At 57.8% G+C, this 25,243-nt stretch carries 17 protein-coding genes; 4 read left to right on the top strand and 13 right to left on the bottom strand.

All coding sequences use genetic code 11. The annotated features are described in order from the left end of the window. Positions 1 to 35: 35 nt before the first annotated feature. The 12 genes from GXP72_RS17035 to GXP72_RS17090 all read right to left on the bottom strand — a co-directional run bounded on the left by GXP72_RS17035 (position 36) and on the right by GXP72_RS17090 (position 19,393). A complete protein-coding gene (locus GXP72_RS17035) occupies positions 36 to 1,070 on the bottom strand; it encodes a Gfo/Idh/MocA family oxidoreductase (RefSeq protein WP_208763160.1) in 1,035 nt (344 codons plus the stop codon). Positions 1,071 to 1,128: 58 nt separating this feature from the next. Further along, positions 1,129 to 2,673 carry a peptide MFS transporter gene (locus GXP72_RS17040; RefSeq protein ID WP_045908558.1) on the bottom strand — a complete coding sequence of 515 codons (1,545 nt, stop codon included), beginning with the start codon at positions 2,671 to 2,673 and terminating at the stop codon, positions 1,129 to 1,131. Between the two features lie 299 nt (positions 2,674 to 2,972). Continuing rightward, positions 2,973 to 4,448, bottom strand: coding sequence for a ribosome biogenesis GTPase Der (gene der, locus GXP72_RS17045; RefSeq protein ID WP_061714918.1), 1,476 nt, complete (start codon positions 4,446 to 4,448; stop codon positions 2,973 to 2,975). A gap of 112 nt (positions 4,449 to 4,560) precedes the next feature. Further along, positions 4,561 to 5,739, bottom strand: coding sequence for an outer membrane protein assembly factor BamB (gene bamB / locus GXP72_RS17050; protein ID WP_008502135.1), 1,179 nt, complete (start codon positions 5,737 to 5,739; stop codon positions 4,561 to 4,563). A 10-nt stretch (positions 5,740 to 5,749) separates the two neighbouring features. Next, on the bottom strand, positions 5,750 to 6,370 hold the full coding sequence (locus GXP72_RS17055; protein WP_008502136.1) for a YfgM family protein: 621 nt from the start codon (positions 6,368 to 6,370) through the stop codon (positions 5,750 to 5,752). Positions 6,371 to 6,383: 13 nt separating this feature from the next. Continuing rightward, positions 6,384 to 7,658, bottom strand: coding sequence for a histidine--tRNA ligase (gene hisS, locus GXP72_RS17060; protein WP_032622984.1), 1,275 nt, complete (start codon positions 7,656 to 7,658; stop codon positions 6,384 to 6,386). 80 nt (positions 7,659 to 7,738) lie between these two features. Next, positions 7,739 to 8,857 carry a flavodoxin-dependent (E)-4-hydroxy-3-methylbut-2-enyl-diphosphate synthase gene (gene ispG / locus GXP72_RS17065; RefSeq protein ID WP_208763161.1) on the bottom strand — a complete coding sequence of 373 codons (1,119 nt, stop codon included), beginning with the start codon at positions 8,855 to 8,857 and terminating at the stop codon, positions 7,739 to 7,741. Positions 8,858 to 8,883: 26 nt separating this feature from the next. Further along, positions 8,884 to 9,897, bottom strand: coding sequence for a cytoskeleton protein RodZ (gene rodZ, locus GXP72_RS17070; protein ID WP_208763162.1), 1,014 nt, complete (start codon positions 9,895 to 9,897; stop codon positions 8,884 to 8,886). Between the two features lie 293 nt (positions 9,898 to 10,190). Beyond that, entirely contained in the window at positions 10,191 to 11,357 is a 1,167-nt protein-coding gene (locus GXP72_RS17075) for a bifunctional tRNA (adenosine(37)-C2)-methyltransferase TrmG/ribosomal RNA large subunit methyltransferase RlmN (RefSeq protein WP_014171168.1), read from the bottom strand. Between the two features lie 169 nt (positions 11,358 to 11,526). Further along, complete coding sequence (gene ndk, locus GXP72_RS17080; protein ID WP_003860625.1) at positions 11,527 to 11,958, bottom strand: nucleoside-diphosphate kinase; 432 nt, start codon at positions 11,956 to 11,958, stop codon at positions 11,527 to 11,529. Between the two features lie 156 nt (positions 11,959 to 12,114). Continuing rightward, the gene (pbpC, locus tag GXP72_RS17085; protein ID WP_208763163.1) at positions 12,115 to 14,439 is read right to left on the bottom strand and encodes a peptidoglycan glycosyltransferase PbpC; all 2,325 of its coding nucleotides are present in this window, start codon (positions 14,437 to 14,439) and stop codon (positions 12,115 to 12,117) included. A gap of 1 nt (position 14,440) precedes the next feature. Then, positions 14,441 to 19,393 carry an alpha-2-macroglobulin gene (locus tag GXP72_RS17090; RefSeq protein ID WP_208763164.1) on the bottom strand — a complete coding sequence of 1,651 codons (4,953 nt, stop codon included), beginning with the start codon at positions 19,391 to 19,393 and terminating at the stop codon, positions 14,441 to 14,443. 288 nt (positions 19,394 to 19,681) lie between these two features. Between GXP72_RS17090 and GXP72_RS17095 the strand changes: the two genes are divergently transcribed. From GXP72_RS17095 to GXP72_RS17110, 4 genes are all read left to right on the top strand, one after another. Further along, entirely contained in the window at positions 19,682 to 21,226 is a 1,545-nt protein-coding gene (locus GXP72_RS17095) for a PTS transporter subunit EIIC (protein ID WP_208763165.1), read from the top strand. Between the two features lie 12 nt (positions 21,227 to 21,238). Beyond that, positions 21,239 to 22,606: a 6-phospho-alpha-glucosidase gene (locus GXP72_RS17100; protein WP_208763166.1), complete on the top strand. Its 1,368-nt coding sequence runs from the start codon at positions 21,239 to 21,241 to the stop codon at positions 22,604 to 22,606. Positions 22,607 to 22,696: 90 nt separating this feature from the next. Then, positions 22,697 to 23,542: a 3-mercaptopyruvate sulfurtransferase gene (gene sseA, locus GXP72_RS17105; RefSeq protein ID WP_208763167.1), complete on the top strand. Its 846-nt coding sequence runs from the start codon at positions 22,697 to 22,699 to the stop codon at positions 23,540 to 23,542. Then, complete coding sequence (locus GXP72_RS17110) at positions 23,542 to 24,312, top strand: MurR/RpiR family transcriptional regulator (protein ID WP_208763168.1); 771 nt, start codon at positions 23,542 to 23,544, stop codon at positions 24,310 to 24,312. Before sseA ends, GXP72_RS17110 begins: the two co-directional genes overlap by 1 nt. A gap of 17 nt (positions 24,313 to 24,329) precedes the next feature. Here the strand turns inward: GXP72_RS17110 and sseB are convergent, their stop codons facing one another. Continuing rightward, the gene (gene sseB / locus GXP72_RS17115) at positions 24,330 to 25,106 is read right to left on the bottom strand and encodes an enhanced serine sensitivity protein SseB (RefSeq protein ID WP_032648693.1); all 777 of its coding nucleotides are present in this window, start codon (positions 25,104 to 25,106) and stop codon (positions 24,330 to 24,332) included. Between the last annotated feature and the right edge of the window lie 137 nt (positions 25,107 to 25,243).

The raw sequence follows: 25,243 nt of genomic DNA on the forward strand, positions 1-25,243 counted from the left end.
GCATTCTGGTCTGCAATAATTTTACCACGTTGCGTTCAGTGCGGGCCACGCAGCTGTTGCTGCAAGGTCAGCAGCAGCGTCACTTCCTCGATTCGGCGACGCGTTGTGCGGCTCACCTCGTGCGGATCCCGTTCAAACAGGCTGTTCGTGCCCAGAATGTGTCCGGTAAGACAGTGCTCGTAGATTGTCCCGGGGATATGCCAGCGCTGAATGTTCTCACCCTCAATCTGCTCAAGCACATCCTCCGCACCGCGCCGGTCGTAGCTAATGATGCGGCCGTCGCGCAACCAGAGCCGTAAGCCTTTTTGCCCGCCGGCGGGTCCCGCGTATTTGTTAAGCCAGAGATCCACCGGCACGCCGCTGATGCGGCCCTGCAGATGCGCCTCGCCCTCCGCCGTGGTCAGGTCGCCTTTGGCAATAGCGCGGCCCAGGCGGTCTTTAGCCGTCACCACCTGCAACGTCATCTCATCATTCCCGCCCAGATAACGCACCGTTTCGCGCAGCATCGCCAGCACGTGCGTACCGATATCCAGAATCACGCCGTCCGGGTGGTGAAGCGTACGGGTGTCCGGTTCGCCGGTAGCAAAGTTAAGCGCGATGGGCTCCCCTGCAGCGTTAAATCCGCTCGGCTCCTGCAAAAAGCCGTCGATTTTGACGATGTCAGAGACAGTGCCCACCAGCGACCGCTTCACCGTTTCGAGGCGCGCCATCCAGTGATCGAGCGCCAGCACGCGGGGTGCAACGTCGGGGTTTGCCAGCAGCGCGTTGAGCTTTTCGATTTGGGCAAGCGTGGCAACGATCGGTTTTTCAACCACGATGCGGGAAACCGATGAGGCGAGAGCGTGTTCAAGCACCTCAAGATGGTGCAGCGACGCCGTGGTAATAAACAGGGTATCAAGCGGCCGGGAGAGGAGTTCAGCCAGTGTGGCACAACGTGTTACCCCCTCCGGCTGTTTTACGGGCTGGATATCAAAGCCTAAACAGTGCGGGGGATTATCAAAGCATTTTCGTATTGCGGGCAGGTAAGCTGTTTCAACGACTGCGCCAAGACCAACAAACCCTAACAGCATGTTCTTACCTCGTTGAGTAAATTGCCGGGGCATAACGCCGCCCCGGCAAGCCCGAGGTTTATGAGGCGTTAGTTGCCGGTTTAGTCTGCGCATTTTCCAGCATGCGGCGAACCGGAACAATGAGGACGATCAGTACCGCGGCACAAATCAGGAGCGCGACAGAGCAGCGCGCAAAGAGATCCGGCAGCATATCCAGCTGGTCGGCCTTCACGTGGCCGCCAATCAGACCCGCCGCCAGGTTACCCAGCGCGCTGGCACAGAACCACAGCCCCATCATCTGACCGCGCATTCTCTCCGGCGCCAGCAGCGTCATGGTCGCCAGGCCAATCGGGCTGAGACACAGCTCGCCGAGCGTCAGCATCAGGATGCTACCTACCAGCCAGAACGGCGATACGCCCGCCCCACCGCTGCTCAGCACGTTCTGTGCCGCCAGCATCATCAGGCCAAAGCCCGCTGCGGCACACAGAATACCGATAACAAACTTGGTGATGCTGCTCGGGCGAATGTTCATGCTCGCCAGCTTCGGCCACGCCCAGCTGAATACCGGTGCCAGCAGGATGATGAACAGGGCGTTGATTGACTGGAACCACACCGCCGGGATTTCGAAATCGCCGATCATGCGGTTAGTGTAGTCGTTGGCAAACAGGTTGAACGAGGTTGGTTTCTGTTCAAACGCGGACCAGAAGAACGCCGCGGAGATCAGCAGAATAAAGCAGACCAGCAGTCTGGCGCGCTCTTTACGGTTCAGGCCAGCAAAGACAAACAGATAGATAAAGTAGAGGGCAACGGATGCCGCAATCACGTAGACCAGCACGCTGGCTACCGCGACCGGGTTAATTACAATCACGCCCTGCGCAATCAGCGTCACGAGCGTTGCCACGCCTGCCGCCAGCGCCAGCAGCCAAACGCCCACGCCGTTACGCTTCACCACCGGGCTGTTCCAGGTGGAGTCGAGGCCGACTTCGCCGTCATAGCGTTTCATGGCCGGAACGGCAAACACGCGGAAGATAATCAGCGCCACCAGCATCCCGATACCGCCAATACCAAAGCCCCAGTGCCAGCCGTGGGTTTTAATCAGCCAGCCGGAAATCAGCGGCGCGATGAACGAGCCCATGTTGATACCCATATAGAACAGCGAGAAACCGCCGTCGCGACGCGCGTCGCCTTTTTTATACAGGGTACCGACCATGACTGAAATACAGGTCTTGAACAGCCCGGAGCCGAGCACGATGAACATCAGGCCGATAAAGAACAGGTTGTTGCCCATCACCGCCGAGAGCGCAATCGACAGGTGACCGAGCGCAATCAGGATCGAACCGTACCAGACGGCTCTCTGCTGACCGAGCCAGTTATCCGCCAGCCAGCCGCCCGGCAGCGCAGCCAGGTACATGGTACCGGCAAAGATACCGACAATCGCCGAGGCGTTTTCACGCGCCAGACCCATCCCGCCGTCATAGACGGTGGCGGCCATAAACAGGATCAGTAACGGACGAATGCCGTAAAACGAGAAACGCTCCCACATCTCGGTGAAGAACAGCGAACCGAGCGGATACGGGTGGCCGAAGAACGTTCGGCTCTCTTTTTGATTAACAGTGGATTGCATAATTCTCCCGAAAGGTATGTCGTCGTGCTTGTAAACACCAGCAGGTACGCCGGCCAGTTACGTATCTGGCCGATTTTTTACATGCGGCGAAATGTTAGTTAACCATTTGATAACCAGGCGCTAGTTTTGTCTAGTACCGGACCCTGGACTTTAAGATGAAAATTCGACGATTGTCTACTTTCTTAGATTTAAACATGGTTAAAAGTGAATAGTGATTGACTTCACACAGGGAAAACCGGCGGTATGATTGGGCAAAAAAAGCCCGCGATCATCGCGGGCTTTCGTGAGAGCAGCAAAGCTTATTTGCTTTTCTTAATGTGCTTAATCAGACGCTTACGCTTACGCATCTGGTTTGGCGTCAGGGTGTTGCGCTTGTTGGCGAACGGGTTTTCCCCTTCCTTGAACTGGATACGGATAGGCGTGCCCATCACGTCCAGCGATTTACGGAAGTAGTTCATCAGGTAGCGCTTGTAGGAATCCGGCAGGTCTTTCACCTGGTTGCCGTGAATCACCACGATTGGTGGGTTATAACCACCGGCGTGGGCGTATTTCAGCTTCACGCGACGACCGCGCACAAGCGGCGGCTGATGGTCTTCCGCAGCCATATTCATAATACGGGTCAGCATGGCGGTGCTCTGACGACGGGTGGAACTGTCGTAAGCTTCGCGCACGGATTCGAACAGGTTACCCACGCCGCTGCCGTGCAGCGCAGAGATGAAGTGTACGCGAGCAAAGTCGATAAAGCCCAGACGGAAGTCGAGGGTCTCTTTCACCTGCTCACGAACCTCGTTGCTCAGGCCATCCCATTTGTTGACCACAATCACCAGTGAGCGCCCACTATTGAGGATAAAGCCGAGCAGAGAGAGGTCCTGATCGGAGATACCTTCGCGTGCGTCGATAACCAGCAGCACGACGTTGGCATCTTCGATCGCCTGCAGGGTTTTGATAACGGAGAATTTTTCCACCACATCGGTGATTTTCCCGCGCTTACGCACCCCGGCAGTGTCGATGAGGACATACTCACGCTCATCGCGCTGCATCGGGATGTAGATACTGTCGCGGGTGGTGCCCGGCATGTCGTAAACGACCACGCGCTCTTCACCCAGAATACGGTTAGTAAGTGTAGACTTACCTACGTTTGGACGGCCCACGATAGCCAGCTTGATCGGCAGATCCTGCGGGTTGAAGTCGTCTTCAGGCTCTTCTTCTTCGCCCTCTTCTCCGTCTTCAAACTGCGCCCAGTATTCAGCGTCTTCGTCCACCTCTTCCGGCGGGTTCACTTCGTCAACCCACGGCAGCAGAACGGTTTCCAGCAGGCTGGTAACGCCACGACCATGCGATGCCGCGATAGGATAGATGTCGCCCAGGCCCAGAGACCAGAAATCCGCGATGGCCTGATCGGCATCGATGCCGTCGGTTTTGTTCGCCACCAGGAAGGTTGGTTTTTCGCGTGAACGCAGGTGTTTAGCGATAGCGGAGTCCGCCGGCATCAGGCCAGCGCGTGCATCCACCATAAACAGCACCACGTCCGCTTCTTCAATCGCCAGCAGCGACTGTTCCGCCATGCGGGTTTCCACGCCGTCTTCTGTGCCGTCAATACCACCGGTATCAATACAGATGAACTCGCGTCCTTCCACCTCTGCACGACCGTACTTACGGTCACGCGTCAGCCCCGGGAAATCCGCAACCAGCGCATCACGGGTGCGTGTTAAACGGTTAAAAAGAGTGGATTTTCCAACGTTAGGGCGCCCGACAAGCGCGACCACAGGTACCATGTTTGAAGCCTCATAAAATTCAAAATAACGTCGCTTTCGCGGCGTTTTTAAAAATGTCAAAACGGCTCCTGAGTGAACAGGAGCCGTTTAGTATACTACAACCGCCGGGTAATTAACGCGTGATCGCGTACAGCGTGCCGTCTTTTGCCTGAATCAGCAGTTTGCCGTCGGCCACAACCGGGTCGGTCAGGAAACCGGAGCTGTCGACTTTTTGCTGCGCAACAAAGCGGCCGTTATCCGGATCGATCCAGTGCATATACCCTTCGCTGTCGCCCACAACCAGGCTACCGTTGTACAGCGCTGGCGCAGTCAGCAGACGGTGCAGCAGGTCGCTTTGCGTCCACAGCGTCACACCGCCTTCGGTACTCAGGGCCAGCAGACGGTCGTTCTGGTCAACCATATAGATGCGGTTACCCTCAACGATGAAATCATTTACCGAGCCCAGCTCACGTTTCCACATGATCTGGCCGCTGCGCAGATCCAGCGCGGTCAGGTTGCCGTTGTAGGCCAGCGCGTAAACCACACCGTTAACGATGACCGGCGTTGTGTCCACGTCGCTCAGACGGTCAATTTCCGTTGAGCCTGTGGCCTGAGAGATACGCTGCTGCCAGATCATCTGACCCTGCTGCATCAGCACGGCGCTCACGCGACCGTTGTCACCGCCCACAATGGCAGCACCAAATGCGGTAGCCGGGGCAGATTCGCCACGCAGAGAGAGCGCAGGCATATCCAGGTTAACGGTCCATTTCACCAGGCCGTCCGCTTCGTTCAGCGCCTGCAGCTGGCCGTTGCTGGTATGAATCAGCACCAGGCCGTCGCTCACTACCGGACGCGACAGGGATTCACCCGCCACGGTTGTTTGCCAGGCAATGGAGCCGTCGCTGCTGTTCAGGGCATAAACCTGCGCTTTTTCGCTGCCCACGTAGACGTGACCACCGGCAACGGTCAGGCCGCCAGACAGCAGTGCCGGCTTACGGGAGAACCAGCCATCTTTTTCCGCCAGGTTAACGGACCACACTTCTTTTCCGTCATCCGCGTTCACCGCTTTCACGGTACCTTTGCGGTCAGCCGCATAGACAACGCTGTCTGCATACGCTGGATGAAGGTTGGAATAGAAATCACCAATCCCATTGCCCACGGAGACATCCCACGCGGTGGATGGGGTAAACTGGTTTTCAACCGTCGGCAGTGGGGACATTTTCACAACGTCTTCTTCGCCACTGAACAGTGAACAACCACTCAATAACGTAACAGAAAGCAGTCCTGGCAGAAGTAATTTACGCAATTGCATCGGGTCCCTCTCAGACGGACAAATTATTTATTTTCATCTGCATCATTTCGCTCAGCGCAGGTGAAGCATTGCTCTCTACGCCAGCTTGCCACGCTTTACGCGCGCCCGCTTTGTCACCTTTGCTCAGCAGTGCTTCACCGCGCAGATCGGCAACGATGGCAGCAAAGCCTTCGCCTTTGATGGTATCGAGCGTTTTCAGCGCATCGTCAGCTTTCTTCTGCTGAACCTGAATACGTGCCAGGCGCAGATTGATCACCGCTTTCAGGTTTTCATCACTGGCGGCAGCAAGGCCCTGAGACAACTGTGCTACGGCTTTATCCAGTTCGTTCTTATCAACGTACTGCTGAGCCACTTCCAGCGCAGCCAGTGCACCGTAGGTGTTTTTGTTGTCAGCCGCAAATTTTTCTGCCGCCGTCAGCGTTTGCGGCTGATCGGCACGAATTGCGCTCACGGTATTTTCATAGGACAGGGACGCGCCGCGCGCGGAATCCGCCTGATGATTGTTCCAGTAACGCCAGCCTACCAGCGCACCGACACCTAAAATAACCCCAACAACCAGCGCTTTGCCGTTTTCAGCAAAGAAGCGTTTAATCGCGTCGACCTGATCATGTTCGTTCTCGTAAATTTCCACGCAGTCCTTCTCCTTAGCCCAATAGAGTGCGCAAGTGCGCCGCAACGCCGTCCTGCGTTACCGTTGTCTGCTCACCAGAGCGCAGGTCTTTCACCACCACTTCGCCGTTGGCCACTTCGGACTCACCCAGCACCAGTGCGATACTTGCGCCCCACTTATCGGCACGAGCAAACTGTTTTTTGAAGTTGCCGCCGCCATGGTTGGTCATCAGCTTAACGCCCGGCAGCGCATCGCGCACGCGTTCGGCAAGCTGCATTGCCGCAGACTGCGTTTCCGCGCCTGAGGCCACCAGGTATATATCGACAACGGAATCTGCTTTAAATTCCGGATTAACTGCCTGAACCAGCAAAACAAGTCGCTCAAGACCCATCGCGAAGCCTACAGCAGGTGCTGCGCGACCGCCAAGTTGCTCAACCAGACCGTCATAACGACCGCCCGCGCACACGGTGCCCTGAGAGCCGAGGCTCGTGGTCACCCACTCAAACACGGTACGGTTGTAGTAGTCCAGACCGCGTACCAAGCGCTGGTTTACGGTGTAGGCGATGCCAGCCGCTTCAAGCAGCTTGCACAGGCCCGCGAAGTGTTCGCGAGATTCTTCATCCAGATAATCACCCAGCGCAGGCGCATCGTTCAGCAGTGCCTGAACATCTGCGTTTTTGGAATCCAGAACACGCAGCGGGTTGCTGTACATGCGACGCTTGCAGTCTTCGTCCAGCTTCTCTTTATGCTGCTCCAGGAACGCAACCAGCGCATCTCGGTAGTTAGCGCGAGCTTCCAGAGAACCAATAGAGTTCAGTTCAAGGGAAACGTGATCGGCGATACCGAGCGCACGCCACCAGCGGGCGGTCAACATAATCAGTTCGGCGTCGATGTCCGGGCCCTGCAGACCAAAGACTTCCACACCCAGCTGATTGAACTGGCGATAACGACCTTTCTGAGGACGTTCGTGGCGGAACATCGGGCCGATATACCACAGGCGCTGCTCCTGATTGTACAGAAGACCATGTTCGATGCCGGCGCGTACGCAGCCCGCCGTACCTTCCGGACGCAGGGTCAGGCTGTCGCCGTTGCGGTCCTCAAAGGTGTACATCTCTTTTTCAACCACGTCGGTGACTTCACCAATCGCGCGTTTGAATAACGGGGTCTGCTCTACAATCGGCAAACGGATTTCGCTGTAACCGTAGCTGCCGAGCACCTGCTTCAGTGTGCCTTCAATGCGCTGCCAGATGGCGGTTTCGCCAGGCAGATAATCGTTCATGCCGCGGATGGCTTGAATGTTTTTTGCCACGTTTATTCTCTTTCTATATACAAAAAAAACCCAAAGAATGGGTTCAATCATACATGGGAAGCGGCACGCTTCCCATCACGTTATTTTTCAACCTGCTGAACGCTGATACGCTGTGTTTCGTCCATCATGGCGGCTTTGGCGCGGATGCGGGCTTCAAGCTGGTCGATCATGTCGCTATTATCCAGACGATCTTTACGAACGCCATCTTCATAGAGACCACTTTTCTTGTTACCGCCGGTTACGCCCAGGGTTGACACCAGCGCTTCACCCGGACCGTTTACCACACAGCCGATGATGGAAACGTCCATCGGGGTGATAATGTCTTCAAGACGTTGCTCAAGGGCATTCACCGTCCCGATCACATCAAACTCCTGACGTGAACAGGTTGGGCAGGCAATGAAGTTGATCCCACGCGCGCGAATACGAAGTGATTTCAGAATATCGAAACCGACTTTGATCTCTTCGACCGGATCGGCCGCCAGCGAGACGCGCAGGGTGTCACCGATCCCTTCAGAGAGCAGCAGCCCCAGACCGATCGCGGATTTTACAGAGCCGTTGCGCAGGCCGCCCGCTTCGGTGATCCCGAGGTGCAGAGGCTGGTCGATCTGCTTTGCCAGCAGGCGGTAAGATTCTACGGCAAGGAACACGTCGGACGCTTTTACGCTGACTTTGAACTGATCGAAGTTGAGACGATCGAGATGATCGACGTGGCGCATCGCGGATTCGAGCAGCGCCTGCGGCGTAGGCTCACCGTATTTTTCCTGCAGATCTTTTTCCAGTGAACCGGCGTTAACGCCAATACGGATAGGAATATTTTTATCCCGGGCGCAGTCCACGACCATGCGGATACGCTCTTCGTTACCGATGTTGCCCGGGTTAATACGCAGGCAATCGACGCCGTATTCGGCCACTTTCAGTGCGATGCGGTAGTCGAAGTGGATATCAGCCACCAGCGGAACGCTGACCTGCTGTTTGATCAGTTTGAACGCCTCAGCGGCATCCATGGTTGGGACGGAGACGCGAACAATGTCCGCGCCTACACGTTCTAATGCTTTGATTTGATTGACCGTCGCTTCCACATCGGTGGTGCGCGTGTTGGTCATCGACTGAACGGCGATAGGTGCCCCATCGCCGATTGGCACATTCCCAACGTAAATCCGTTTCGATTTTCTACGTTGAATCGGAGCCTGGTTATGCATGAAAAATCTCCCGCGTTGCCCGTCTGTTACTGTGCTGCTGATTGTTCGGCATTAACGGTAAGACGTGCAACCTGGTTAGTTCTGATAAAGCGGCTCAGGTCGACAGGTTTTCCTTGATACTGGATCTGTACCGCTGCCGGAGCGCCGATTTTAAGTTTATAAGGAGCCTGGCCGGTTAGGTTTAACGTGCCATCTTTGCGCTGCAGGCCGCTGAACAGTTTTTTACCTGTCGCGTCAGTTACTTCCAGCCAGCAGTCGGCGCTGAAGTTCATCACCAGCGCGTTGGGATCGGCTGCTGTCGCCGTACCCGCCGGGCTGGTTGGCAGAGTCGCTGCGCTATTGTCTGCAGGCTGGGTAGCCGCAGGCGCGTTCGCCGCCGTATCAACATTAGCCTGAGAAGGGGCAACAACCGCGTTTTGATCCTGAGCCTGCGGCGCAGCGGTATTAGCCGTTGCTGCCGGGGTCTGTGCTGCACCGGTCGCCGACGCGTCTGGCGCTGCGGTCTGTGGCTCGCTGGAGGAAGCTGCACCGTCGGTATTCAACGGCACGCTCTGGCCGTTCTCACTTCCGGCCTGGTTGAGTTCGGCGGAGGATTGATCGGCCATGGTGGTGATCTCTTCCTGCTGCGCCTTGTGGTTTTGCCACCACCATGCACCGGTCAGACCGACCACCACAAACAGCACCAGCCAGGTAAAGCTCATCAGCCAGCCATCACGTTTTTTACGACGTTTCCCCAGGGAGAAGGTCTGCATCGGCGCAACTTTTGCTGCACGGACCGGCGCCTGCTTCTCCATCATTGGCAGTAATTCGTTTTCGGGGATGTGCACCAGTTTTGCGTAAGAGCGGATATAACCGCGCAAGAACGTTGAAGCCAGATCGGCAGGCGCCTTATCTTCTTCAATATCGCGAACCGTGGAAACCTTCAGGCACAAGCGTTCCGCAACGGCTTGCTGGCTGAGTCCGAGTTGTTCACGGGCGTTGCGAAGACGAACGCCAGTGGAGAGTGCTTCATGTTGGTCGTGAGTGGCTTCAGTATTCATTCGCTACAACTACTGGTACGTGAAAAATAAGGGTTCAGGCGCCGGTGAGTCACAATGCCACCCGCACCGCGAAACTTCTGGTCAGTTAACCTTGAACAGAGAGTATAAGACTGTCAGCCCGGAGATGACAGTACAGCCCTGCCCGTACGGCTAAACTGTTGTTACGTCGTTACATACTGCCCGAAAGTCGAATGAAACGCACCGTAATTATTGATCAGTCATCACGAATCTGACTGATTATTCAGTAAGGTTATGCTTCACGGCGCAGATAATGCGCCGCGAGTGCATAATAATCAAACAGCTTTAACCGCGATCGTCTCGCCCTGCATGCGTTTACGCAGGGTACGTTTAGTACGGTCAATGACATCACCTGCCAGCTGTCCGCATGCGGCATCAATGTCGTCACCACGGGTTTTACGCACGATGGTGGTGAAACCATACTCCATCAGCACCTTGGAGAAACGGTCGATACGGCTGTTCGAGCTACGGCCATACGGCGCGCCCGGGAAAGGGTTCCATGGGATCAGGTTGATTTTACATGGCGTATCTTTCAGCAGTTCAGCCAGCTGATGCGCATGTTCGGTGCCGTCGTTGACGTGGTCCAGCATCACGTACTCGATGGTCACGCGGCCCTGGTTGGCGTTGGATTTCTCCAGGTAGCGACGTACGGCAGCGAGGAAGGTTTCGATATTGTACTTTTTGTTGATCGGCACAATTTCGTCACGAATTTCATCGTTTGGCGCGTGCAGGGAGATCGCCAGCGCAACGTCAATCATGTCGCCAAGCTTGTCCAGCGCAGGCACAACGCCTGAGGTAGACAGCGTGACGCGACGCTTGGACAGACCAAAGCCAAAGTCATCCAGCATGATTTCCATCGCCGGAACGACGTTGGTCAGGTTCAGCAGCGGCTCACCCATCCCCATCATCACCACGTTGGTGATAGGACGCGTGCCGGTCACTTTTGCCGCGCCCACGATTTTCGCGGCACGCCAGACCTGACCGATAATTTCTGACACGCGCAGGTTACGGTTAAAGCCTTGCTGCGCGGTTGAGCAGAATTTGCACTCCAGCGCACAGCCAACCTGAGAGGAGACGCACAGCGTGGCGCGGTCTTCTTCCGGGATGTAGACAGTTTCAACGCGCTGATCGCCGACCGCAATCGCCCATTTGATGGTGCCATCTGCGGAGCGCTGCTCTTCCACCACTTCCGGTGCGCGGATTTCAGCCACTTCTTTGAGCTTGTTGCGCAGGACCTTGTTGATGTCAGTCATGTCATCAAAATTGTCGCTGCAGTAATGGTACATCCACTTCATGACCTGATCGGCACGAAACGGCTTTTCGCCCATCTCTTTAAAGAACTCGCGCATCTGCTGACGGTTCAGATCCAGCAGGTTGATTTTTCCATTTTTATTGGGAACCGCAGGAATGGCGACTTCGGAGGTATTCACTAGTTCAGACATAATATTTTCCGGCCTCGTTGTTACACGTTATGGCCCATGGAGGGTTGAATAGAAACGCCCCGGAAAGCGGTCTGCTCGTCCGGGGCGTTGCATTGTACAAAGTCTGGCGCAGGGATGCCACGTCTGGACGCGGCATTTACGAAAATAATGTGTAAACGAAACCGTTAAATTAACGGGTACGTGGACACACTTCGCCTTCTGCGAAGAAGAAAGCGATTTCGCGTGCAGCAGATTCAACAGAGTCAGAACCGTGGGTGCCGTTCTCGGTGAAGCTGTCAGCGTAGTCAGCGCGCAGAGTACCGGCCAGCGCGTTGTCCGGGTTGGTTGCGCCCAGCAGGTCGCGGTGACGCTGTACTGCGTTTTCGCCTTCCAGCACGGATACCACGATTGGACCGGAGGTCATGAACTCCACCAGGCCGTCAAAGAATGGACGACCTTCGTGCTCTGCATAGAAGCCGCGAGCCTGCTCAACGGTCAGGTGCAGCATTTTGGTGCCAACAATTTTGAACCCTGCAGATTCAAAGCGAGCGAAGATGCTGCCAATAACGTTTTTTGCCACCGCGTTTGGTTTGATGATGGAAAAAGTACGTTCAATAGCCATGATAACCTCTGTCAATGTTCTGTTGTTTTGCATACCTGAGTATGGTGTGGCGCGGATTATAATGAGCAATAGCGCCATTGCCTATGGATTCAGGTAACATTTTTTTAAAATAAGACGAGTTTTAGCAACAGCTCACATCTGAAAGCTATTTTCAGATCACTGCAGCGTAAAATTCACCGTCGCGACCTGCCCGGTCTCATCCATAACGAGTAACTGATAATCGCCCGACTTATCAAGCTGTAATGTGTAAACCCTTCCCTTCACACTCAGCGGTTCACCGTTCAAAAACCACCAGCGCTCACCGCTGTTGCCGGTCGCCTGAAGCGGCAGCGAAACGCGGGATTCACCCGGCAGACGTTTGATAACGGCCCCTTCGCGTACGCCTGTCAGGATGAGTGGCGCAGGTGAGTCCTGCGACAGCGGAGGACAGGTTGTTGATGAAGGCGGGATCCGTACCGCGCGACGCTCGGTTGCGGGCAGCCACGGTTCCAGCGGTAGCGGCCAGACATCCAGGACTTTTTCAGTTGCATCAGGGCAATCTGCCGCGACACGTTTACCCGTTTTATCCAGCCAGACCGGGAAACGAATGCCGCGTATGCCTTCCTGCTCCGGCAACAGCAGCGTGGGCGGTTCACTGCCTTCCAGCAGCCAGGTCGACAGGCGACGTCGACAGTTTTCACTGCCTTCCGGCAGCGGTTGGCCACCCGGCCAGCAGATCACGCCCCGCCCGACACTCTCCGGACGCGGATCGCGAGGCAGGCGGGCTTCGTCTACCGTTGAGCGCGACTGAAGCTGGTTATTGACCTGGTTTAATAGCGGAACCGCGCTGGCGAAACCAAACTGCCCCGCCACCGGCGTGCCGTCCGGTCGTCCGGTCCAGATGCCAATCACGTAGCGGGCATTCAGACCAATGGCCCAGGCATCACGGTAGCCGTAGCTGGTGCCGGTTTTCCACGCCAGGGGCGCAACCTGCGGTAGCGCATTATCCGGTAGCGGCTGCGCTTCATTGGCCAGAATACGGCGAATAATCCACGCCGAGCCTGATGATAACAGCGGACGTTCAGTCAGCGGATCGCCCGGCTGCAGGCGCAGCCGTCCCGCCTTACCGTGTCGGGCAAAGGCACTGTAGGCAGCGGCGATATCTGCCAGCCGCGCGCCTGCCCCGCCGAGGATCAGAGAAAGATTCGGCTGCGCCCCCGCGGGCAGGATCAGCGGCAAACCTGCGTTACTGAGCATACCGGCAAATCGTTTTGGTCCGTAGGCTTCCAGCACCTGTACCGCGGGCAGGTTGAGGGAGCGCACCAGCGCTTCACTCATGCTGACCGGCCCGTGGAACCCGCTGTCAAAATTCCCTGGGCGATAATCACTGGTTTTTCTGGGAACGTCCTGAAGCAGCGAGGCGGGATGGATCAGGCCATCGTCCAGCGCCATACCGTAGATAAAGGGCTTCAACACCGATCCCGGGGAGCGGATCGCATTGACCATATCCACGTGGCTAAAACGACTGTCATCGTTAATATCCACCGATCCGACCCAGCCGCGCACTTTCATATCGGTATGATCGACCACGATCATCGCCAGCGAGCTGCGTGCCGGCAGGCGGGATTTCCAGTTCATCGCCAGCTCTTCCAGCTGCCGCTGTAGCCCGGCATCCAGCGTGGTGACAATTTTCGTGTCGCGACTTTTGCCGAGCATCATGCGCGCAAAGAGCGGCGCCAGCTGCGGCATCTGCCGGGGTGCCAGCCATACCGATTCTTCCCGTGATTCTTTGACCTGCTTCGCGGACCAGACGCCCTGCGCCGCCATGCGGTCGAGCACTTTATTGCGCGCCGCTTCGGCCCGTTCAGGCCAGCGATCCGGGCGTAAACGACTGGGTGCCTGCGGCAGCACCGCCAGCAGCGCCGCGTCGGAATAGCTGAGCTGCGACGGCGGCTTGCCAAGATACGTCCAGCTTGCCGCCCCGACGCCCTGCAGCGTACCGCCAAACGGCGCGCGGTTGAGATAGAGCGTCAGGATGTCGCGTTTAGAGAGGTGCCACTCCAGCTGCATCGCCCGCCAGAGCTGACGAATTTTGCCGCCAAAGGTGCGCGGATGCGGGTCCAGCAGGCGTGCCACCTGCATGGTCAGCGTACTGCCGCCAGAAACGACTTTGCCAGAACTGAGATCCTGCCAGGCGGCGCGCAGGACAGAGAGCGGGTTTACGCCGGGGTGATCCCAGAACCAGCGATCTTCGTACTGGATCAGCGCCTCAAGATAACGGGGAGAGACCTCTTCGATCGTCACCGGATAGCGCCAGATCCCGTCGCTGTCCGCAAAGCGCCACAGCGGCGTGCCCTTCTCATCCACCACGACCCGGGCGGGGTTAACCTCTTTCAGCGGTAACGGCCACAGGCGGTCGGCGGCGACAATCAGCCCCCATAAAACGAGAAGCGCTCCCGCCAGCCACAGCCAGCGGGAGCGTGTCAAACGTGCCATTCGCATATTACGGAACAACAATCAGCGGGCCACTGGCCGCCCCCGTTGCCCGCCACTGCGGCACATACATAGACTCGACCACCGGCACCGGCACCTGGTAGGTTCCTGGCGTCACGGCACGGGCCAGATAGACCAGCGTGACCGGCTGACCTTCGTTTACCGGCACGGCAGCCACAAAGCGGTCATCGCGGAATTCCATATGCTGAATATCCGCCTGCTGCATCTGGCTGAGCAGGTTCTGCACTTCGCTACCGCTGTCCTGCAGGCTGGCGCTGCTGCTTGCCAGGTTCTGGTTTTCCAGCTCCAGACCCGCAGGGAGGAGATCCACCACCAGCGCGTCCGGCACGTTCTGGCTGGCTTTAACTTCCAGCCACACCAGCACCAGTTCGCCGCTCTTCAGGGAAGAGAGCGATTTACTGCTGCCATCGGTTGCCAGGATATGACGTTCAACCTGCAGCACGTTCGAGCTCGGCTGAGGGGCATAGTCAGGGTAACCGGTGCTGTCCAGACGCACCCACAGCGGTGTCGTTCCGGTATTGGTGACCTGCAGCGCGCCAAGCTCGTCGCCGTTCACGTTTTGCACCAGTGACTTATCGCCGCCTGATGCTGTCTCAGACAGAGAGGTTTTCGCCTGCCACGTACCGGACAAGGTTTGCAGCGAACGTCCTGCCAGGAACAGCGCGTTGCTCTCCTGCGTTGACAGCCAGCGCTGGCTGAAGGCCTGTTCAGACAGGGCATTCAGCAGCGTATTTTGCGCATCCGGCAGCAGCTTGTACTCCTCGAGAAGAGAGAACATCAGCGCGTTATCGCGAAGCTGGCTGCCATAATCGGCCATCCAGTTTTTGCTGTCGTTACGCGGCGTTTTAAGTGCCAGGTCCAGCGCCTGCTGGCTGCGCGGCGCATCGCCCATCAGTTTGAGCGCCATGCCCAGCTGCATCAGCGGCAGACCGGAAGCCGCCTGTCCGTGACGATCCCAGATTTCACGCAGCGCGCCCAGCGGCGCTTTTTGCTGACGTGCCAGCACCAGCGCGGCATAGGCCTGCACGGCGAACTTGCTGGCCTGAGTATCGTCGCTATAGCGAATGGACATCATGCCCGGGTCCTGCAGATAGCGCAGCAGGCGGCTATTGGCGTTATTCACTGCATCTGCAGGCACGCTGTAACCCTGCTCGCCCGCGCGCACCAGGAAGTCGGTCACGTAGGCCGTCAGCCAGTACTCTTCCGGACCGTTTTTATCCCACAGCGCGAACCCGCCGTCTTCACGCTGCATCTGCAGCAGACGGGAGATGCCAATATCAATCGCTGCACGGCGCTTGTCATCGGTGTCGCCCTTGATGCCAAGTGCAGTAAGCTGCGCCGCGTTGGTGTAGAGCGACGGGAACAGTCCGCTGGTGGTTTGCTCCAGGCATCCGTACGGGTAGGCCTGCAGTTCACGAATATAACGCGCCAGGTTGAGCGGTGGTTTGCCGCTCAGCAACAGTTGCCCCTGCAGGGTGGCAGGAGAGAAACCTTTGCTATGCTGCGCCGGTGCGGTCCACGATTCGCCAGGGTTCAGCATGGCACCGGTATTGACCGTCTGCGCCGGGAACGCCGGACGCACGCCGATTTTCCAGCTCTTTTGCTGCGGTGCGAAAGTCTCGCCCGGAAGCTGCAGGCCGGTCACCTGCGCGGTCACTTCACCGTCACCATAGCCTTCCAGTGCGCGTACCGGAATAAACAGCGTGCTGCGCGCACCTGGCGGCAACTGAACCGGCTGCGGCTGCGCGCCTTCCAGCACCAGTTTGCCGGTAGAGGTCAGGGCAACGTGCAGCGTTTGCGGCTTGTCGGTCAGGTTGGTGATATCCAGCGTCAGCCGCGAGGTATCTCCGCTTGCCAGGAAGCGCGGGGTATTCAGCTCGGTAATGACCGGCGCGGCCACAATAACCTTGCTTTCACTGCTGCCGAAATCGTCTTCCGTCCAGGCCTGCGCCATCAGACGCAGCTCGCCGTTGAAATCACCAATCGGCAGCGTAATCGTGCCTTCCCCGTTGGCATCCAGCGTGACCGGCTGCGCCTGCTGGGCAATAATGGTGACGTGGTTCACCGGCGGTTTGCCGCCACGCTTCAGTTCATCCCCATCGCCACCAAAGCGCAGCGCGGCCAGACGGCCCTGCCCTTCAATGACCTGGCCGTAGATATCGTAAATATCCGCGCCGTAGCGCTTCTGACCAAAGAAAGCCTGCCACGGATCCGGCGTGACGTAATCGGTAATGTTCAGCACGCCGCTGTCCACCGCCGAGACCAGAACGTTCACCTTCTGCGGCACGGCCCCCTCTTTCACGCTGGCTTTCACCTTCACCGAGAGCGTCTGGTTTGGACGCATCTTCTGCGGGTTATCGAGCGCAATATTCAGGCGGCGATTTTCGTCGCCCATCGGCAGATGAAGCAGGCCAACCGCGCGCTTCGGCGTGGCGGATTTGGATTTATCCCCAGGCCGTACCACCAGCGTACTCAGGTAGAGATCGTGACGTTTCCAGGCCTTGTCGACCGGGATAGCGAGATCCAGCCCGTTTGCCGGTACGTCGATCTCCTTCCACCACAGCGGCCCTTCGCTGGACTCGATCATCGCATAGCCCTTGCCTGCGGCTGGCGCGGCAATGTGCAGGTTGATGGTGTCACCCGGCTGATAGGCTGGCTTATCCAGCTTCAGCGTCACGCGGTCAGGGCGCGCAGCCCCGGTGCCGTCGCTGTTATCCTGCCAGCTATACCCTGCCCAGAAGCGTACACTGCTGACCATCTCATCAGGTGCTTTCACTTCGAGACGATAAGAGCCCCACTCCACCGGGAAGGTGACTTTACCCGTCTCGTCGGCCTTGAGCGTCAGCTCCTGCTCGCCTTCAACCAGGTCTTTCTGATCGAACTGAGACTGCCAGCCTTCGCTCTCAGACCAGTTCCAGAAGTAGTCACGGCGCTCGCGGATCAGGCGAACCTGCAAACCGGACACCGCTTTTTTCGCGCCGCTGGCATCGGCGTAAACGATATCGAAGCTGGCGTTGCCGTTCTCGTCAACAATCGGCTGGTTGACGGTGGTATCGGTGCGGTAGTCGTAAACGGCTTTACTGGCGAACTGAGGGCGAATACCCGGCAGCTCAGCCGCCGGCCAGATGGCCTGCTCAGCACGACGCGTTACCGGGCGGCCGCCGGACTCCAGCAGGCTGGCCTGCAGAATCAGCTGCAGCGGAGAGTGCACCTCTTTCCACTGGCTTTCGGTAGAAACCTGTCCACGCCCCTTCTCATCCAGCGTAAGCTGCACCTCATCCAGGCTGCGGCTCAGGTTCTCCTCGGCGATATCGCCAAACTGGAAGCCCGGCAGCGCTGCCACCGCGTCACGCAGCGGACGCAGGAAGAGCTGGCCCTGCAGAGAATTACCGTTGGCCGGAGCGCCATACAGGTAATAGCCCACCACGTTAAAGTCCACGTTATCCTGCGGTGAAACCGGCGTTTTTTGTCCGCTCAGGTTGAGCGCCATGCGCTCTGGCATGAAGTCTTCGACGTGGAAGTCCCACAGGCGCTGCAGGTTATCGCCGGTGTTGGCGCGGATATGCCACATACCGGTCTGCGCCCCGCTGTCCAGCGGATAGTTAAAGCGATAGAGACCGTTCTCTGGCTTGACGACAATCGTACGGGCGACCTGTCCATCCGGACGCAGCACGTCGAGCTTCACGGGCTGATCCGGAAGTGGCTTACCGTCACTATCGCGCAGCAGGCCGTTGAGGATCACCGTTTCACCCGGGCGGTAGAGATCGCGTGGGCCAAACATGAAGAACTGCTTGCTATAGCCCGGGCTCCCTGCGATATCAAACTCCGCCAGATCAAGAGCCGGCAGCTTGAGATCGAGCAGCGTGGTCTGACCATCTTTACTGGCCAGGATCAGCGCGGCCTCTTTGTCGGTCTCAAGCTTTGCGTGGCCATCGCCGTCGCTTTTCGCTTCGGCAAGCGTCTGCCCTTTATCGTTCAACAGGGTGACGGTGACGCCGGACTGCGCCGCACCGTTTTCCAGGCTCTGGGTGAAGATGTCCAGGCGGTTGTGATAACGGTGAGCGGACAAGCCGATATCGCTCAGGGTAAAGAGCGTCGCGGCGTTGCTGTAGTTGTAGTGCCCGGCCTGGTTCATGACCGCGATATAAACGCCAGACTGCTGGAGAGGTTTAATATCCTTCAGAGGCAGCAGCAATTTTTCGCGCGTATTGCGCGCCGGATTAAGATCGAATCGACCGGTGTAAACCAACTCCGCCATCTTCAGCAGGTTATCGGACTCCCAGTTGGTCAGCGAGTTGCGGTACTCCCACTGGCTGACAAGAGAGGCCAGCGATTCAGGCTTCACGCGGTAAAAGTTGACGTCAACATTGTTGACGTTGAGCGCCATCACCGGCAGACCTTCCACCACCTTACCCGGCAGCAGCGAGCCGCGGCTGGCAAAACCAACGGTGGGTTCAACGTCCCGCGTGGTCAGGGCTTTCTCATAATCAATGCCGAACGTCGCCTTGTTCAGCGCCTGCAGGCCCCGTTCAACGGTGACGACCAGGTTGCGGTTGGGCTCCAGATGGCGCAGGCGAAGCTCTTTCAGGTTAGGCGCAAGTTCCCACGCCCCGTCAACTTTGCCGCTTTTTTTATCCACGACGTGCACGGTTTTCGCGAAATCCTGCTCGGGATTCAGCGGAACCGAGAATGTCAGCACCAGCGTGGCGGCACCGTCGAGCTGAACTTCAGAGGCATCCAGCAGGGTCAGCGCTTTTCCCTGACTCTGGGCGGCGAGCTTAGCCAGCGTTTCAGCATTTGGCTTTTCCGCGGCTTTCGGTGTGGATGCGGTGGATGCCGCGGGAGCCGCAGCCTGAGATTTATCGTCGCTGTTATCACAGCCGACAAGCGTAAACGTGGTAAGCAGCGCAAGGGAGAGCGCGGCTAAGCGAAACGGTTTCATCCTTTGTCCCTGGCCCTGAGGGGGCCTGTTGGTCGTCGTCCGGATAAGTATTATCCGCAAGTTTCATTAATTCAAAAAGTCCAATTTTAGAATCTGGAAAGCGCCTCGCAGAATGGCAACACGCCGCTACGCCGTGATGGAACCGCGATCACAGCACATAACGTCACATGTAACCTTTTACGTCATTTGTTTTTAAAACAAGAAGATAGCTGGATAAGCGCGCCTGAAGACTGCTAGTTTTATGACCATGACGCACCCCGAGTGCGCGGTTCAATAAGAGAGAAAGCCATGAAACGAGCCGTGAACGCCCTACAAAATTTCGGAAAATCATTGTACGGACCGGTACTTATCTTACCGATCGTCGGTCTGTTTATCGCCTTTGGTAACGTGCTGGGTAACGGTAATCTCGCGGAGTATCTGCCGTTTCTTGGCCATCCCCTGATTCAGCATATTGGTCAGCTTATCGCGAAATCTGCCGTGTCGGTGCTGGTGAACCTGGCGCTGGTGTTTGCCGTAGGGATCCCGATTGGTCTGGCGACGCGTGATAAAGGCTATGCCGCGCTGATTGGTCTGGTGACCTTTGTCGTATTCATCAACGCCATGAATGTCACGCTGCAGCTGCAGGGCGCGCTGGCGCCAGTTGCTCAGATGAAAGCGGCCGGACAAACCATGGTGCTGGGCGTGCAGGTGCTGGAGATGGGCGTTTTTGCCGGGATCCTGACCGGTGCGCTCTCCGGCTATCTGTACAACAAATACTCCGGCGTACAGTTTAACGGCGCGATGGCGATTTACTCCGGCCACTGTTTTGTCGCTATCGTCATGCTCCCCGTCTCCATGCTGCTCGGTGTGGTGATGAGCGAACTGTGGCCGTTTGCCCAGCACGGCATTAGTGCCCTGGCGCTGGCCATCAAAGGCTCCGGGCCGTTCGGCGTGGCAATCTACGGTTTCCTGGAACGCATTCTGGTCCCCACCGGACTGCACCATCTGGTTTATACACCGTTCCTCTATACCGAGCTGGGCGGCACGCAGGAGGTATGCGGAGCAACCTATCAGGGCGCGCGCAATATCTACTTCGCCGAGATGGCCTGTCCGGACGTGAAGCAGCTCAGCAGCACCGTGGTGTGGGATGCACGCGGCATCAGCAAGATGTTCGGCCTGCCTGCCGCCGCGCTGGCGATGTATATGACCGCAAAGCCGGAGCGTAAAGCCGTTGCGAAAGCCATTCTGATCCCGGCGGCGCTGACGTCGCTGCTGGTCGGCGTGACCGAGCCGATTGAGTTCTCCTTCCTGTTCGTCGCCCCGCTGCTGTTCGTGGTGCACGCGGTGCTGACCGGCATCGGCATGATGCTGTTCTCGCTGCTGGGCGTTCACGCCATCGGTGCCAACGGGATTATCGACTTCATCCTCTACAACCTGCCGCTCGGCACGAAGAAGTCCAACTGGCCGATGTACATCGTGGTCGGGCTGATCATGTTTGCTCTCTACTTCGTGGTGTTCCGCTTCCTGATCCTGCGCTTCAACATGAAAACGCCGGGCCGTGAAGATGAGGACCAGGAGACGCGCCTCTACAGCAAGCAGGAGTACCAGGCTAAAGGCAATAACGACGGGCTGGGCGAGTCCATCGTGGTGGGTCTGGGCGGTCGGGAAAACATTGAAGTGGTGGACAACTGCTACACCCGCTTACGCGTCACGGTGAAGGACGTCGCCATCATCGACGAGCCGCGGCTGAAGGCGACCGGCGCGAAAGGGATTATCAAACAAGGTAACAACGTTCAGGTGGTCTACGGGCTGCACGTCAAAAAAATGCGAGAAGCCGTTGAGACGTTTCTCTGAAAGGAGCTAAAGATGTTTACACCCCCATTTGTCCTGTCGATTGCCGGCGGCGGCAGCACCTACACGCCGGGTATTGTGAAAAGCCTGATGGTGCGCCTCCAGGATTTCCCGCTGGCCGAAATTCGCCTTTATGACATCGACGAGGCGCGTCAGAACACTATTGCGCCCGTCGTCGAGAAGGTCATTCGCGACCACAGCCAGAGTATCAAATTTACCGTCACCAGCGACCCGGAAGTGGCCTTCCGCGGCGCGCATTTCGTCTTCGCCCAGATGCGCGTCGGCCAGTATAAAATGCGCGAGCAGGATGAGAAGATCCCGCTGCGTCACGGCGTGGTCGGCCAGGAAACGTGCGGACCCGGGGGTCTGGCGTACGGACTGCGCACGATCCTGCCGATGGTGGAGCTTATCGATCTGGTGGATCGCTACGCGCACGAGAAGGCCTGGATCGTGAACTACTCCAACCCGGCGGCGATCGTCGCGGAGGGCGTACGCCGCCTGCGCCCGAACGCGCGGGTGCTGAACATCTGCGATATGCCGGTAGCCGCGATGCGCAATATGGGGGCGATTCTGGGCGTCGATCGCCACAAGCTCGAAGTCGACTACTTCGGCCTGAACCACTTCGGCTGGTTTACCCGCGTGCTGGTGGACGGCGAAGACAAGCTCCCGGCGCTGCGTAAGCATATCGCGAAATTTGGCCTGCTGACGGAAGATGCGGCTAAAACCGACCCGCAGCATTCCGATCCCTCCTGGGTGAAGACCTGGCGCAACATTAAGCCGATTATGGACAACTTCCCGGAGTATCTGCCGAACCCGTATCTGCAGTATTACCTGATGCCGAACCAGATTGTGGCGCACCAGAACCCGGACTATACCCGCGCCAATGAAGTGATGGACGGGCGCGAGAAAAAGCTGTTCGCCGCCGCCGAAGAGTATAAGCGCACCGGGATCCTGCCGGATGCCTTCCACGTGGGCGTGCACGGCGAGTTTATCGTCGATGTCGCCCGCTCGCTGGCCTTTAACCTGCGAAGCCGCCATCTGGTGATGGTGGAAAACCGCGGCGCGATCGCCAACCTGCCTTACGATGCCGTGGTAGAAGTGCCCGCTTATATCACCTCCGAAGGCCCGGAACCGATTCGCGTCGGTCAGGTGCCGCTGTTCCATCAGACCCTTTTGCAACAGCAGCTCGCCTCTGAACAGCTGCTGGTGGAGGCGACCATAGAAGGCAGCTATGAGAAAGCCCTGCAGGCATTCACCCTCAACCGCACCGTGCCGACCATGGAACATGCGAAAGCAATTCTGGATGAGATGATCGAGGCCAACCGCGACTACTGGCCTGCGCTGCAAAAAGCCTGGCAGGACGGCGAAACGGTGAAAAAATAGGGGCTTGCTCGCGAGTTGAACGTGGTTTGCTTGTCGGTGTCAGAAAAAACACCGACAATCCTTTTTTACGGAAAAGAATGGAGGCAACCCATGTCCACCTCATATTTTGTCGCTGCCGACTGGCTGATTGAGCACGGCGACGATCCGGAAGTTCAGATTATCGACGCGCGTATGGCCCCTCCGGGACAAGAGCATCGTGACGTGCCCGGTGAATACCGTGCCGGGCATCTGCCGGGGGCGGTATTTTTTGATATTGAAGCCCTCTCCGATCACACCTCTCCCCTGCCGCACATGCTGCCGCGCCCGGAAGCGTTTTCCGTGGCGATGCGCGAGCTGGGCATCAGCAAAGACAAACACCTCGTTGTCTATGATGAAGGTAACCTCTTCTCCGCGCCGCGCGCGTGGTGGATGCTGAAAAACTTCGGCGTGGAAAAAGTCTCGATTCTTGCCGGCGGGCTGGCGGGCTGGAAGCGCGACGAGCTGCCGCTTCAGCAGGGCGACGTGACGCTGCCGGAAGGTGAATTCGACGCGACCTTTGACACCCACGTGGTAAAACGCCTGACCGACGTGCTGGTCGTGAGCCATGAAAAAACGGCGCAAATCGTCGATGCCCGTCCTGCTCCACGCTTCAATGCCCAAGCGGATGAACCGCGTCCGGGGCTGAAGCGCGGACATATTCCGGGCGCGCTGAACGTGCCGTGGGGCGACCTGGTGTTTGAGGGCGAGCTGAAAACCACCGACGAGCTGCGCGCCATTTTTGACCGTGCTGGCGTGGATTTACATCGTCCGATTATTGCCAGCTGCGGCTCCGGCGTCACGGCCTGCGTGGTGATCCTGGCGCTCGCCACGCTCGGCGCGAACGACGTCACGCTCTACGACGGCGCCTGGAGCGAATGGGGTGCGCGAGACGACCTGCCTGTCGAACCCGCGAAATAATGGATAACCGCCTGGCCACGCTGTTGACGCGCGGAGCGTCATTGACCCGCGCGGAGTATCGCGTCCTCGCCCACCTCACGGAGCATCCGCTGCTGGTGGGCAACATCACGGTGCGAGAGCTTGCTCAGGCGACGTTTGTTTCTACCGCCACCATCATGCGGCTGTGTCAGAAGCTGGGGCTCAGCGGCTTTAGCGAGTTTATCTGGCACTGCAAGCAGCTGCTCTCCGACACGCCGCACATTGCCGTTCAGGGGCAATCGCGTCCCGAGCTTCCGGCGCTGTTTAATCAGTTTATCGCCAACTATCAGCACACCTTTCAGTGGGTCACGCAGGAGAAGCGACAGCAGTTTGCCGACCTGCTGCGCCAGAAAGAGAGCTTCTTTCTCTACGGCGCCGGGTTTTCCTATCTCTTTGCGGAGTACCTGACCAAGAAGCTGCAGGTGTTGGGCAAAACGGCGTTTATCTCCGGACCGGGGGACAGCAGGAATATTTTCCTCAGCAACGCCGCGCGCTATCAGGTGTTTATTGCCGTCTCGCGCAGCGGCGAAACGGAGCAGGTGCTGGATAAAGCGCGGATTGCCAAAAACGTCGGCATGACCATCGTCGCGTTTACCCGCGCCTCGGCCAACACGCTGGCAGAGATGGCCGACGTTCACTTTGCGCTCTATGACGAAGCGGTACACTACGCCGCCGAAGCCGCAGGGGTGACGTCGTTTGAGTCGAATCTGGTGCTGCTGATGGATTTACTGCTGCTGGAAGCAACGGGGTGACATTCACCCCGCTGAAATCAGATGATGCGGTTGGTTTTGAGATCGCGCAGGAAGCCGCCCCAGCGACGCTCGTAGAACGGGGTGATGTGCTCGGTAATAAAGTGGCTGATACCCTTCTCACCGTTTTTCACCTGACAAATATCAATCGGCTCATCGCCCGGTAGCGTGTCGGTCGCCACGCTGCCCGCAGCCTGAACGATCTCGTCGAAATCGCCATCGGCCTCAATACCGATCAACAGCACCGGCTTTTCGTCCGCGCGCTCTTTGATAGAGCAGAGAAACGCGCGCCTGACGGGCTTGAGCGTTTTGAACAGCGTCGTCAGGGAATCAATCATCTGCGCGGGCGGCTCGGCCACCTCAGACAGCAGCAGCGTTTCCCCCCCTTCAAGCACTTCCTGGGTGCTGAGCGGGTTGCCCTCTTCACCTATCAGGTGGCTGATTTCACGCGGCGTGAACTCTTTCCCGGTCGGCAATTTAGCGTTGAGGAACAGCGTCTGGCCCAGCGTCATTTCAAACAGGGTACGCACCGGCATTACCACGAACGCCTGTTCGTCTTCTACCGCTTCCTGCAGGGCTTCCAGCGAAGTAAAGAACGGGATCACCGACGTGCCGTCATCTTTCTCCCAGTGCAGCAGATCCAGCGCGCTGTCTTCGACAACCTGCTCACCTTCCGCCGCGGTGCCCGGCACCCAGACGGTGGATTCCAGCAGCGTGCGGAAAAAAGCCGGACGGTGGGCGGGCTCGGTCGCAGCCTGCTCCAGCAGGGTTTCTAATTCGTTTTTGGTATCTGACATAGTTTGGCTACTTCAAAAAACGCCGGGTGGCGCTTCGCTTACCCGGCCTACAAAACCGTAGGCCCGTGCAAGCGCAGCGCCGCCGGGCAATATGATGACTCCGAAGGCGCGCGTAAGCGTAGCGCCACCCGGCTAAA

It is taken from the genome of Enterobacter sp. SES19, from assembly GCF_011765665.1.
Taxonomy (GTDB): domain Bacteria; phylum Pseudomonadota; class Gammaproteobacteria; order Enterobacterales; family Enterobacteriaceae; genus Enterobacter; species Enterobacter pseudoroggenkampii.

What these genes read in the sequence shown, in the direction of transcription:
- GXP72_RS17075 (WP_014171168.1), bottom strand. Translation starts at nt 11,357, where the DNA reads ATGTCTGAACTAGTGAATACCTCCGAAGTCGCCATTCCTGCGGTTCCC.
- GXP72_RS17035 (WP_208763160.1), bottom strand. Translation starts at nt 1,070, where the DNA reads ATGCTGTTAGGGTTTGTTGGTCTTGGCGCAGTCGTTGAAACAGCTTAC.
- ndk (WP_003860625.1), bottom strand. Translation starts at nt 11,958, where the DNA reads ATGGCTATTGAACGTACTTTTTCCATCATCAAACCAAACGCGGTGGCA.
- bamB (WP_008502135.1), bottom strand. Translation starts at nt 5,739, where the DNA reads ATGCAATTGCGTAAATTACTTCTGCCAGGACTGCTTTCTGTTACGTTA.
- GXP72_RS17095 (WP_208763165.1), top strand. Translation starts at nt 19,682, where the DNA reads ATGAAACGAGCCGTGAACGCCCTACAAAATTTCGGAAAATCATTGTAC.
- der (WP_061714918.1), bottom strand. Translation starts at nt 4,448, where the DNA reads ATGGTACCTGTGGTCGCGCTTGTCGGGCGCCCTAACGTTGGAAAATCC.
- rodZ (WP_208763162.1), bottom strand. Translation starts at nt 9,897, where the DNA reads ATGAATACTGAAGCCACTCACGACCAACATGAAGCACTCTCCACTGGC.
- GXP72_RS17040 (WP_045908558.1), bottom strand. Translation starts at nt 2,673, where the DNA reads ATGCAATCCACTGTTAATCAAAAAGAGAGCCGAACGTTCTTCGGCCAC.
- GXP72_RS17110 (WP_208763168.1), top strand. Translation starts at nt 23,542, where the DNA reads ATGGATAACCGCCTGGCCACGCTGTTGACGCGCGGAGCGTCATTGACC.
- sseA (WP_208763167.1), top strand. Translation starts at nt 22,697, where the DNA reads ATGTCCACCTCATATTTTGTCGCTGCCGACTGGCTGATTGAGCACGGC.
- ispG (WP_208763161.1), bottom strand. Translation starts at nt 8,857, where the DNA reads ATGCATAACCAGGCTCCGATTCAACGTAGAAAATCGAAACGGATTTAC.
- GXP72_RS17100 (WP_208763166.1), top strand. Translation starts at nt 21,239, where the DNA reads ATGTTTACACCCCCATTTGTCCTGTCGATTGCCGGCGGCGGCAGCACC.
- sseB (WP_032648693.1), bottom strand. Translation starts at nt 25,106, where the DNA reads ATGTCAGATACCAAAAACGAATTAGAAACCCTGCTGGAGCAGGCTGCG.
- pbpC (WP_208763163.1), bottom strand. Translation starts at nt 14,439, where the DNA reads ATGCGAATGGCACGTTTGACACGCTCCCGCTGGCTGTGGCTGGCGGGA.
- GXP72_RS17090 (WP_208763164.1), bottom strand. Translation starts at nt 19,393, where the DNA reads ATGAAACCGTTTCGCTTAGCCGCGCTCTCCCTTGCGCTGCTTACCACG.